Raw genomic sequence first — 12,688 nt, forward strand, 5'->3', positions numbered from 1 at the left:
AAATCAAAATATATAAAAATTATTTACTTTTTAACAAGAAAAACCGCCTCAGTTGTGAGACGGCTTCTTTTTTATATATAGGAGTTTTTTATACTTATAAAAAATATATTAAAACCATTAAGGAGGATTTAAGAAATAAAGTATAGTTAAGATGAATCATTCTGATTTTTTACAGACTCTTGCTATTTCAAAAATAAAAGTTTAAATACTTTCATAAAATAATCTCGTATCAGGAATATCCCGAATCTCGAAACCCCGAACCTCAAAATCTCGGAACCCGAATCTACGCTTTATCATCACCCTCCCCATTCATCTGTTTCAAACTATCCGCATACAATTTCGCAGGAGTCCATCGTGCATGTTTGGAAAGAACTACTTGATATCCTTTTTTGTAGGTATACACTTTAGTAAATTCTGCCCCGAAAAATATCAGCATACAGGAATAATTGATCCACATCATAATAAGAATGACTGTTCCGGCAGCACCAAACGCCGAAGTAGGTTTTACCTGATTAAAATAAAGACTTAATAAAAATTTTCCCAGCGTGAATAAAACAGTAGTCAGAAAGGCTCCTTTCCATACTGGTTTCCAGCTGACCAAAACATCAGGCAGAACTTTAAACATTAAAGCAAATAAGAGCATGACGAGGCCAAAACCTACTGCAAAATTCACGGTTTCTACCAGCATATAGGTCTCAAAACCAAAATATTGGGTGATAATCGTATTAAACAGGCTGATCAGAGAAGATAAAATCATGGTGATCATCAGAAGAAATCCCAGAATAAGAATCATCCCTAAAGAATTGGCTCTGTCCAGTAAAAATTTGAGTAATGCTTTTTTGGGTGCAGCTTCTACTTCCCAAAGTGTATTTAATGAATGCTGAAGCTGAAAGAAGAGCGTAGTAGAACCGAAAACCAATGATCCGACTCCAACTGCTTTCATAAAAATATTTTTTTTGTCGATAAGAGCACCAGCCAGCATGCCTTCAATACTTTTAGCCACATCCGGTCCCATTATACCGCTGATCTGTGTGCTGATCTGCCCACGAATAGCCTCTTCACCAAAGAAATTTCCAAGTACCCAGATAATAATGATCAATAATCCCGGGATAGAAAAGATGGCATAATAGGCAAGACTTGCTGAATCTTTTGATGCAGTAGAATTGTTCCATTCAGTGAATGTATCTTTTAGAACTTCCCAAAAAAATTTAGCAGTATTGATCATATTAAAATGGATATCCGATGGCAATATTTAAAACAAGATTATCTTTTCTCCAACTTGAGTCTCCGAAATTAATTTTATCGAAGGCCCATCTGTCCCCTTTCTGATAGTAAGGAACTCTCAGTGGCATCGCAAGATCCAGTCTTAGAATCAGGATAGAAAAATCCAGTCTCAGACCTACTCCGGCTCCCACCGCAATTTCATTTAAAAAGTCTTTTGAAAACTTAGCTCCTGGTCTGTCTTTGTCGTCGTGAAGCAACCAGATATTTCCGGCATCTACAAAAACGGCAGCATTTAAAAATTTATAAAGATTGGCGCGGTATTCCGCATTTAATTCCAGTTTGATATCTCCGGATTGGTCAAAGTAAGTACCTGGTTCTAAAGTTCTCGGGTCAAAACTTCCAGGGCCTAATGTCCTCGCACGGAATGCTCTGATACTGTTACTTCCTCCTGAGAAAAACTGCTTGGAGAAAGGAATGAATTCTGAGTTTCCATAGGGATAAGCAATTCCTCCGATAAATCTTGTAGCCAGGGAAGATTTTTCAGTAAACTTATGATAGAATCTGAAATCATTTTCAATCTTTACATACTGGCTGAAAGGAATCCCAAATATTTTCTTTTCCTTATCTTTTTTTACATCAGCTCCTGTAGCCAACCCTGTGATATTTCCTGCCAGATCAAGCGTTCCTTTATAATAAACGGTATTCGTTTTGGGAAGCATGGTGTTGGTATACGTGAAAGAATAGGTAGGGCCGAAGATTAGCTGTCTGTCTACAATTCTTTGCATGGCAGGATTTTCAGCTGATTTGATTTTGTATTCTTCTGTAACATTTGCAGGAGAAACTAATGTAATATCAATGACTTTCAGTTCATGTTCTTTTCTGGCATTTTCTTTCCACAGATATCCGAATGACGCGGTGAAGTTATTAAGCGTATAATATTTTGTTCTGTTCTGAAACTCATACCCCAATGTGATATTCGTTCTTGGAACAAATTCACTGGAAGAATGAAAACGGAAAGGCGCTACAATTCTCGGAATGGAAAGCTGTGCATTCGCTCCTGCACGGAAAATATTATTGGCATCCTGACTTCCTCCCATCTGGAAATCAAAAGCTCCGAAGATGGCTGCTTTGAATTGTTCTGCCCCTCTGAAGAAATTCCGGTGAGTCCAGTTTAGGTTCAGCTCACTACCTGCATAGTTGGCAGAATTTGTTCTTCCCAATGCTTCCAGACGAAGTGACTGGATTTGTCTTGGAGTTAATAAATAATACGCATCAAACTTATGACTTAGCGAATCTGATACAATGAATTCATTTTTTACAAATTTGAATACACCAAGGCTGATCAATCGGTTTAGCGTAAGATTATGATTGGAGCGATTATAAAGATCACCTTTTTTGAAATATAATGCTCTGTCAAAAATTTTCGGTTTGAATTTATGCTGAGGATCAATAACGTAAATATCATCAAAAGCATATTTGGAAAGAGAATCTTTATCCATTGGGATACTGTATTTTCCTTCTTTTACATCTTGGATGTTGTAATTGGGAAATACAATAACGTTATTAATGCTGAATTGCTGCGTTGCTAAATCCGGCGTATTGTCTTTCAGTTTTACGTTAAGCTCTACCTTATGATTTTTACTTACCGTACTGTCTGCCTGAACGATAATATTATCAGGATGGAAGTAATAGAAACCTCTTTCCTTTAGGCCATTATCAATTCTTTCTCTTTCTGCTTTGATGACATCCAGATCAAATGGTTTTCCGTTTTTAAGAAATGTCCTTTTTGTTAAACCCTGGATTTCCTGATTGACCAATGTAGAATCTTTCTGGAACTTTACACCATCAATCAGGTATCTTGAACCTGGTCTTAGGGTATAAATAACCTGAGCTTTTTTATTTTTTGAAACCGTATCATAAGAAGCTTTAGCATTGAAATACCCTTTGTTTTCAGAATAATTTTCAATGATATTTTTGTTGAACTCACGGTCTACATCACCTAACAATACAGGTTTTTCACCTATCTTATATTTAAGCCAGTAATTAAAACCTTTATCCTTTTTTGGCTCTTTAGCAATATTATAAAAATAAAGCTTGGGACGCATCCCCAAAAATGTAGAATTGGGTTTTGGCGTAAGGCTTTCTTCCAGTGCCGTCTGAAGATCTTTTTTTTCTTTTTTGGAAATTGTATCGTTTTCAATCTTTACTTTGGCACCCGTGTAGAGCATTTGTCCTTCTTTCAAAAACCTTGTGTTGCTGCACGAGACTACTGTGGATGCCATTCCGGAAACCAACAGATACTTACAATATATATGGAACTTATTACTCATTATTTAAATTCTACCACTTGGTTATTTTGATTTTTTTTCGGCTTCTTCTCTTTAGATTTCTGGAAAATCTCCCGGAACTTGTCATAATCCAATGTAATAATGAATCCTACTCCGGTCTCTATGATCTGCCCCTGAAGAGCCACCTGATATTCATCCTTACGGTAAGCACGAAGCATATATCTTCCGTCTTTGGAAAGGCTGTAATCTACAGAAACATTCCCTGCAATATTCGTCATGTTTTCATTCTGACGAGCCTGGCCTTCCAGTCCGAAATTACTTCCCACGGTTACTTTCAGACGGTCGTTCAATAGTTTTTTACTGATATCTACATTCAGGTCAGTTCTTGTGTTTTTCTCTCCAGTGGAATAATCTTCCGTAGAATCAAGACCGAAATTAAGATCTACTCCTTTAATCAGTCCGGAAGCAAGATTATTAAGCTGTTGAGAAAGAATTTTACTTACACTCTGTCTTGCCATGGTTTCTGCAGACATTCCCGCACCGCTTTCAAATGGATTTTCCCCGATAAAACGGTTCAGAAGCAATAAAGCAAATACCTGTTTATTCATTTCAGATTCCTGAGTTCTGAGCTGGGCAAGTTTCTGATCAACAACATCTTTTACATTCGTGGAGATGGAATTATTCTTTTCCTCCGTAGTAATGTCAAACGAAAGCTGAGGTTTCAGAAGCTCGCCTTTCATTTTCAATAAAGCATTGAATGGTATTCTCTGCTTAAATTGATTCATGAGCGAAGTTCCGCCATTTTCTGTACCTACTTGTTGTTCTACAAGGTCAATAGGAGCGGCTTCGGTTTTGTAAACCGCTGTAATATCCATTTGAGCCATTGTAGGTTCTCCGGTCCAGGTGATCGTACTGCCTTTCTGAATATCGAATTTACGTTTAAGCAAACTTACAGAAAGATCATAGCTTCCTTTTTCAACTTCATAAACGCCTACCAATGTCATTTTTCCTGAAGGATCAATTCCACCGGTCAATTCTGCTTCTCCCTGAAGTTTGACAAAATCACCGTTTACTTTATCAATAATAATAGAAAGTTTGGCTTCTTTGCTGACTTCAATGTTGACATTCACATCCATTCCTTTGATGCGGCTTTTGGAGTCGAGAGAATCGGCTTTAATTGTTTTATTTAAAACCACCTGATCCTGATCCACAAATTCTACAATACCATCTCTTTCCTGTAAAGATGGAGAAGATTGAGGAAGTACGAACGTGAAGTCTGTGTTGTCTGCTACATTCAGCTTACCATCTACTTTAGGAAGATCAAGATTTCCACGGATATGTAGTCCGGCATCAATAGCCAGAATACCATACATCATAGCATCATTGGTCTTTTCTGAATTGACCACTTTAAAGTCTTTGGCATTTACATCCAGATTAAAGGCGAAATCTCTGTACGTTTGCGTAAGAACCTGCCCGTCCACTACAAGAGCATTTCCGTCTTTATCTTTGACCTTGAATTTATCAAACTCAATTCCGCGACTGGTAAAATCTATTTCATCACTCAGATGTCGGAAATCACTTCCTGTTTTTGCAATTTCCAGTCCAGCATCATTGAATTTTACTTTTCCTAAAATATTCGGTTGGTCTGTAGTTCCTGTGATTTTTAAATTTCCTGAAAGATAGCCTTCCGTATTGGTAATGGCATTCATAGAAAACCCTTGAATACTCTTCATCTGTAGCTGGTTGATCGCCATATTCAGGTCGAAAGTACTGGAAGAAGTATTGTAATCTCCAAGGATTTTTACGTCATTATTATTTCCGGAAAGGGCAATATCCGCATTTAAAACCTTCGGTGAAGCATTATTTACTTTTACTGCAAGATTTCCGACAGGACTTCCATAGACAATTAAGTCTGAAATATTCAGGTCGGAAGTGAAAGTCATATTTTTAGTAACATCTCGAAGCTGTGCTGTACCATTGATCGTTCCTCTTGCCAGAACAGTATCTTTTTTAATAAGTTCCGTAATGGTTTCGATTTTAAAATCTTTCAACGAAATATTCAAAGGACTGCTTGGGCTATTGCTTTCAGACTGTACAGCAATTTCACTTCCTCCATTAGACAAGATGAAATTATCCGCCAGAATTCCTTTACTGCTGATCTGGATTTTATTGTTTTCTGCAACATTCCAATCCGTATAATTGAGCTTTAATCCATTCGGGTTAAGAGATATTTCGGTAATGTCATTCAACGATTTTGCATTTCCTGCAATCAGGAACTGAGTAGCATCTTTCTCGTCTTTTGTAGTGACATTGTATCGGATGGTATTGTCTGCAACATCTCCGTCAATGTTGATTTTGTTTAAAGAAAAACTTGAGCTTTTTAAAGCGGCAACATTCAGGCTGTACTGTAATGCCTCATTTTCATTGGTGACTTTTAAAGCGCCTTTTTCAATGGTATTTTCACCATATAATAATCTTGGTATTTGCCCGTCTATTTCAATTTTCTGAGAATCTGCATCATAATTTCCGACAAGATTGATGGTTTCAAAATCTTTCAGATCCGGCACAAACTTTCTGATCAGATCATCATTTTTGATTTTAGCCGTGAATGTAAAATGTTGTCCCGGATCAATTTTCTGTTTGTTATCCGGCTTCTGGAACTGGTAATACTGATTCACAGTTTTCGTTAAAGCACCAAAAATCTGAGTCAGTTTATATTTACCTTTCAGTTCTACATCTGCAATCTGAGAATTGAAAATAATCTGTGTAGAATCATTTGTGGAAGAAGCTTTCAGATTAACTTCCTGTACAGGATAAACCTCTTTCGTGTCTGAGAACGCGAAATCTTTAAGGTTTAGATATCCATTTAAATTATTGGGATCTAAGCTGGTGAAATCCCCATCTATTTTTCCGGCAATAATCATCGGTTTTTCATAGAAGCCAAGTTTGTTGACATCCAGTTTGATGACTTCTCCATTCACTTTTACCGTAGGATTTTTTTCATCATAAACTCCCGAAGCGGTCAGCTGTAAACTGGCATTCGGGTCTTTTGAATCTAAAATGACATGATAAGCTCCTTTATTGATCTTTCCGGTAAGGTTCATATTTTGATAACGATATCCTTTGTAGACAGCGGAAGCAACATGGCCTTTTAAGTCTGCATTGGCATTTTTAAAATCAAAACTTTCTCCTTTTGCAGCAATTTGTGCAGTGATAGGACCAATATCTTTATTCTGAATAATTTTTCCAACCTGTATCCCCTGCAGATTTGCTTTCACATCATACAATTCATGATTTTTTCTTCGCATGTCTACCTGTGCGATGATGGCAGCATTCCCCAAAGTAGAGTAGAGGTTAAGATCTGTATTCACCACTTTCGTTGTTCCTTTTGCATTTCCTTTAATGCTGAAATGAGAAGGAAGGGAAATATTGGAAGGGATTGTATTTTTAGGGACAAGATTGAATATCGTTTGGGCATTGGAAGAAAACTCCCCGATTCTCAGATCATAATATAACTGATCAGGATTCATCGCATTTTTGATCTTTCCGGAAGCCATTACTCTCAATTGATCCAGCCCGGAAACTTTAAGATCCTGAATTAAAAGATCATTCACGCTTCCTTTTATATTTGCATTGACATTGAGAATAGCGTTCGGATATTTGTTGAACGGAACCGTATTTTTTAAAGTCGGAACCAGATTCAGAATGTCAGAGAATCCTATTTTTGAATCTTTGATATTGGCTGAAATCTTTACTGCACCTAAGTTTTTGCTAAGTTGATCAATGGAGTTATAATTTAAAATAACCTCATCACGCAATAGGGTTTTAGGAGTTTGAAGATAAAGATCTTTCAGGTACGCTTCCTTTTCTGCGTAGACAAAATCTGTATTGAATTTCTGGATATCCAGTCCTCTGCCTTCTTTGATTTCTGCCGAATTCACGGTTCCGGCAAAGGTATTGTTCTCCATTTTGAAGCTTCTTACCTCTACATTCATTTTTGAAAAATTGAGGTGATTGAAGTCCATTCCTTGTTTAGTTGGAGCAATGGCAGTATTGTTATAATTAACTTTTACATCGTTTAAAACAAGTTTTCCTAAGAGAAGTTTCATGGCTTTATCCTGATCGGAAGCTTTTGAAACCTCTGGTTCTTTTGTTGTTTTAGGATTGGCATTCTGAGCCGGAAGATAAAGGTTGGCATTGATATCTGCCCCGGAAAGAAATACATTGGCTACATTGTAAGCGTTGTTTTCAAGATCCAGTTTGTTGACCTTTGTGCTTAGTTCTTTGAAGATAACTTTTGCAAATGTTTTGGTATTTTCATCACCATAATCAATGTCGAAATGAGTAAGCTTGATTCCTCTTAAACCAATACTCATCGGTTTTTTTTCATTGAGAGAATCTACTTTTTTCTCCACCTTTTTCGCCACTTCTTCTACAAGTCCCTGCTTTAATTTCAATTTTAATCCGTCAAGATTGATATCATTAACGGCATATTTGTTTTTGCTGAGATCAAAAGTTTTTACTCGGGTATCGAACGATTTAAAATAAAGTTGAATATCATTCTTAGATTGTTGGTCGTTAAATGTTACCCCAACATCTTTTAAATTGATTTTATCAAGGGAAATAATAAATGGTTTGGAAGGACTTTCTTCCTTATCTGTGGAAGCAAAAGCATCAATGATATAATCAAAATTGAATTTGCCATCCGGTTTCCGTACTACATTAGCACGCGCACCTTCCATATTGACTGAAGTAATATCTGCCGTAGAATTAAGAAGCTTCATCATGTGCAGTCCTACATCCAGCTTTTTGACGGCCAGAAGAGTGTCTACATCCTGTCCTTTAAGGTAGAGGTTTTCCATAACAAGGCTGTTGGGAAATCCTATATAAACCCTTTCAAGGCTTACAGGAGTTTTGATTTTTTTCTCCAGATAAACAATGAGTTTGTCTTTGATGAAGTTTTGGACGGCAGGAAGCCTTAAGCTTAGGATCAACAGGGTAAGAAGAACCAATATTGAAATAAAGGTTATTGCAATACGCCTTAAAAGTTTTGTGGTGTTGATTTTCAGTTTCAAATGCGAGGTGGTTTCTAACAAAGATAATAATACTATTTTATTTGGTCTTTGTTGTGGTACCCTTTTGCGAATGCAAAAATCCTGCCTTGGCTATCTTTTTATGGATTTTCTAGTTTGTAGTTGTCAAGTGAATAGTTGAGTAAGACAGCCAAAGTAAGGATTATTATTTGTAAAAAACGCCCCCTTTTATCATTTTTTTAATGTTGAAAAGGTTAGTTAGCAAAAATGAAATTCAAATGTTAGTAGTGTTGAAGGGGGCGTGGCGTGGTTTATATGATAGATAATAGTTTAGTTGTTTCCGTTTTCCCATTTCACTTCTTCTCCCTGAGGAACAGCACCGCCTTGTGCTGGAGTGATAGGAGCAGTTTCCTGGTTGATGTGATAAATATAAGCGGCAATCTTTTCAGCATCTCTTCCGGTAATGGTTCCTTCCTTGATGAAAGGTCTCATGGTAGGATTATTCGGAGAGCCGTTTTCAAGCATCCAGAAAACATTTTTAAATAAGCTTTTTTCTTTAATATTGATCCAGTGAGTATCGGTAAGGTTAGGACCTATTCCTCCTTTTCCGGCGTCTCCATGGCAGGTAACGCAATTCGTTTTGAAAAGTTCCTGTCCTTCCGCAATATTATCTGCACTGTATTTTGCTGATTCCAGATTGATCTGAGGGGCAGTTTTCTCATACTCAGCAATGGAAGCTAACATCGTTTTTGTTTCTTTGGTGTACTCTGCTTCCGGATGAGCATAGTCTGTGAAAGAAAAAGCAAACAGATAGACTGCACAGAAGATACATCCGAACCAGAACAGACCAATCCACCATTTCGGCAGAGAGTTGTCAAGCTCTGTAATACCGTCAAAACCATGGTCGATAAGAATATCTTTTTCTTCCGTTGCCGTTTGTTTTTTGAAGGCAGAGTTCCATAATTTCTGGTAATACGGAACCTTTTTCTCTTCCAGATATTGTTTTTTTTCTTCTTCGGATAATTTGCTGAAACTTTCATTTTCCACCAGATCTCCAATAGAATTCATGATCAGCAGCAGGATCGTAGCGATTAATATCAACGCCCAGAAAAAAGGAGAAGAAAAATATCCTGAATCACTGGCGAACATTTCAAAGGCCATGATCGTTAAACCTATCGTTGTTGCGATATATATTGAAATGGGGGTTCTCGTTTTCATTGCAGTTTAATTTTAAATATTACTCTACGCTTGCGGTTTGTACCTGTGTTGTCTTAATGTCTGTACCTAATCTTTGCAGGTAAGCAATCATTGCCACAATTTCTCTTTGTTCAAGCGGTACATAGGCAGATCCTTTTGCTGTTTTTTCTTTTATCATCTGATCTTTTACATCTGTTGCTTCAGCGTAAATTCTCTGTACAATGGCTTTAGACTGGTTGTCCGCCCATTGGTTGGCAGAATCAATCTGAGCTTTTGTATAAGGAACATCGAAGGCATTTTTCATCAGTTTCATTTTGTCCACCATTTGGGTTTTGTCCAGTTTATTGGTAATTAACCATGGGAAACGTGGCATGATAGAACCGGCAGAAGTAATTCTTGGGTTATACATATGTTTGAAGTGCCATGAATCCGGGTTTCTTCCTCCTTCTCTGTGAAGATCCGGTCCTGTTCTTTTAGATCCCCATAAGAATGGTCTGTCGTATACGAATTCTCCCGCTTTGGAATACTGCCCGTTTTTTCCTTCAAATCTTACCACTTCATCACGGAAAGGTCTGATCATTTGTGAGTGACATGAGTTGCATCCTTCACGGATATATAAATCTCTTCCTTCAAGCTCCAATGGAGTATAGGGTTTTACGGCAGCAATTGTCGGAACACTTTGCTTCAATGACAGCGTAGGAACAATTTCCACCAATCCACCGATTGCTATAGTAATGAAAGCTAATACGGAAAGGAGCATAGGGGTTCTTTCCAACCAAAGGTGTACGCCTTCGCCTTCTTTTCTTGTGCTTCCAATGTTGGCTAATGCCGGAGCTTCTGCAGGAACGTTTTTCTGGAATGAACCCGCTTTAATCGTTTTGATCACATTGATTACCATTAAAATAGCTCCTAATAAATAAAAAACACCTCCAAGGAATCTCATTTTAAAGTATGGAATAATTGCAGTTACTGTATCCAGCCAGTTTTTCCACAATAAAGTTCCGTCCGGATTGAATTGCTTCCACATTAATCCCTGTGTAAATCCTGAAATATACATAGGTACTGCGTAGAAGATGATCCCTAAAGTTCCTAACCAGAAGTGCCAGTTGGCCAATTTTTTAGACCAAAGGGAGGTTCTCCACATGATCGGAACCAGATAGTATACCACTCCGAATGCCATGAAACCATTCCATCCAAGAGCACCTATGTGTACGTGGCCGATCACCCAGTCGGTAAAGTGACCAATTTTATTTAATGATTTTGTTGCCAGTAAAGGTCCTTCGAAAGTAGCCATACCATAGCATGTAACAGCCACTACAAAGAATTTAAGAATTGGATTTTCTCTTACTTTATCCCATGCTCCTCTTAAGGTAAGAAGACCATTCAGCATTCCTCCCCATGACGGGGCAATCAGCATGATAGAGAACCCTGTTCCTACAGCCTGAGCCCATGCTGGTAAAGCTGTATATTGCAGGTGGTGAGGCCCGGCCCAAAGGTATACAAAGATCAGCGACCAGAAGTGAATAATGGATAATTTGTATGAGAAGACCGGCCGCTGAGCTGCTTTTGGCATAAAGTAATACATAAGACCTAATACAGGGGTGGTTAATACGAATGCTACCGCATTGTGCCCATACCACCATTGTACTAATGCATCTTTTACACCTGCATATACAGAATAAGATTTCCAGCTTGTGAAAGATAACGGAACTTCAAGATTATTGAAGATGTGAAGCATTGCTACCGCAATCCAGGTTGCCAGATAGAACCAGATTGCTACATATAAATGTCTCACTCTTCTTTTGGCAATCGTTCCGAACATATTGATTCCGAAAATGATCCATGAGAATGTAATTAAGATATCGATTGGCCATTCATGTTCGGCATATTCTTTAGAAGTATTGATTCCCATAAGGAAAGTAATAACCACACTCACAATCATCAACTGCCATGACCAGAAGTGAATCCATGAAAGGGTATCACTGTACATTCTGGTTTTAAGAAGTCTCTGCATACTGTAGTAAGCACCGCAGAAAAAAGAGTTACATACGAAAGCAAAAATTACCGCACTGGTATGAAGCATTCTGATTCTTCCGAAGCCCATCGCTCCCTGAGTATTAATCAGTCCCTGAATATTCCCCGAAGCTAAGCTTTTAATCGTTGTATCATCCGTACCGAATAAAAATTCAGGCAATTCAGGATAAAAAAGCATCAATGCAGCTGTAAGCCCCAGCAGAAATCCTACAAGTCCGAATGCGACAGTCGCATAGAGGAATGCTCTGACAATATTATTGTCATAATTAAATTTTTGCGTCTCCATAAATTCCAATAGTGTTTACCGAAGTGATATTTTCTCTGAAAAAAGTTCTATTTTTAAGTCTTTTTTATGTCGAAAATAAATATCATGTAACGTGTATAATGTTTTGCCAAAGGTATTTATTAACTTTGTTGGAGGCTAATAGCTAATCTTCTAAAATATACCGAAAACTACTAAAACAAAAACGATGAAAGTATGTGGACAAAATATCAGGAAAATACGTAGGAGTAGAGATCTTACGCAGGAATACATGGCTTTTGAAATGGGGATTTCCCAAAAGGCGTATTCCGATATTGAGAATTCCAAGGTGAAGATCAACCTGGAGATACTGACTAAAATATCCAATATTTTAGATATCAAGCCATCAGACATCTGTAGTATTTCGCATAAGTGTGGAAACGATGAATATGAAGATAAATACCAAAACCTTTTGGAATACATGAAAAAGAATAATATTTCTGTTCCGAAAGAATTTTTATAGCCTATAAAAATTTCACTTTTACTTACATTTAATTATCATAGAATAATGATCTCCCCGGACAGAAGGAGATCATTTTTTTTGCGAACAAAAGACAGTGTTTTCAGTATGCCTGATGACCATGACATTGATGAGGGAACAAATGTTTGGT

Annotated in this window: 6 protein-coding genes; 1 reads left to right on the forward strand and 5 read right to left on the reverse strand. The window is 37.5% G+C overall.

The annotated features are described in order from the left end of the window. Positions 1 to 283: 283 nt before the first annotated feature. From NK356_RS19125 to ccoN, 5 genes are all read right to left on the reverse strand, one after another. Positions 284 to 1,225 carry a YihY/virulence factor BrkB family protein gene (locus NK356_RS19125; RefSeq protein WP_034696107.1) on the reverse strand — a complete coding sequence of 314 codons (942 nt, stop codon included), beginning with the start codon at positions 1,223 to 1,225 and terminating at the stop codon, positions 284 to 286. Position 1,226: 1 nt separating this feature from the next. Beyond that, positions 1,227 to 3,554: a BamA/TamA family outer membrane protein gene (locus tag NK356_RS19130; RefSeq protein ID WP_034696106.1), complete on the reverse strand. Its 2,328-nt coding sequence runs from the start codon at positions 3,552 to 3,554 to the stop codon at positions 1,227 to 1,229. Beyond that, positions 3,554 to 8,587, reverse strand: a complete 5,034-nt coding sequence (locus tag NK356_RS19135; protein ID WP_253317775.1) for a translocation/assembly module TamB — start codon at positions 8,585 to 8,587, stop codon at positions 3,554 to 3,556. Before NK356_RS19135 ends, NK356_RS19130 begins: the two co-directional genes overlap by 1 nt. Positions 8,588 to 8,875: 288 nt before the next feature. After that, complete coding sequence (locus NK356_RS19140) at positions 8,876 to 9,763, reverse strand: cbb3-type cytochrome c oxidase N-terminal domain-containing protein (protein WP_034696105.1); 888 nt, start codon at positions 9,761 to 9,763, stop codon at positions 8,876 to 8,878. A gap of 19 nt (positions 9,764 to 9,782) precedes the next feature. Continuing rightward, entirely contained in the window at positions 9,783 to 12,062 is a 2,280-nt protein-coding gene (gene ccoN, locus NK356_RS19145; RefSeq protein ID WP_034696205.1) for a cytochrome-c oxidase, cbb3-type subunit I, read from the reverse strand. Between the two features lie 184 nt (positions 12,063 to 12,246). Here ccoN and NK356_RS19150 point away from each other — a divergent pair, with 184 nt between their 5' ends. Further along, a complete protein-coding gene (locus NK356_RS19150) occupies positions 12,247 to 12,540 on the forward strand; it encodes a helix-turn-helix domain-containing protein (protein WP_034696104.1) in 294 nt (97 codons plus the stop codon). Positions 12,541 to 12,688 lie beyond the last annotated feature (148 nt).

Source organism: Chryseobacterium sp. S0630 (assembly GCF_024158915.1).
Taxonomy (GTDB): domain Bacteria; phylum Bacteroidota; class Bacteroidia; order Flavobacteriales; family Weeksellaceae; genus Chryseobacterium.

Bases quoted from the DNA above. Each gene is read 5' to 3' on its own strand.
- NK356_RS19130 (WP_034696106.1), bottom strand. From the start codon at position 3,554: ATGAGTAATAAGTTCCATATATATTGTAAGTATCTGTTGGTTTCCGGA.
- NK356_RS19150 (WP_034696104.1), top strand. From the start codon at position 12,247: ATGAAAGTATGTGGACAAAATATCAGGAAAATACGTAGGAGTAGAGAT.
- NK356_RS19140 (WP_034696105.1), bottom strand. From the start codon at position 9,763: ATGAAAACGAGAACCCCCATTTCAATATATATCGCAACAACGATAGGT.
- ccoN (WP_034696205.1), bottom strand. From the start codon at position 12,062: ATGGAGACGCAAAAATTTAATTATGACAATAATATTGTCAGAGCATTC.
- NK356_RS19125 (WP_034696107.1), bottom strand. From the start codon at position 1,225: ATGATCAATACTGCTAAATTTTTTTGGGAAGTTCTAAAAGATACATTC.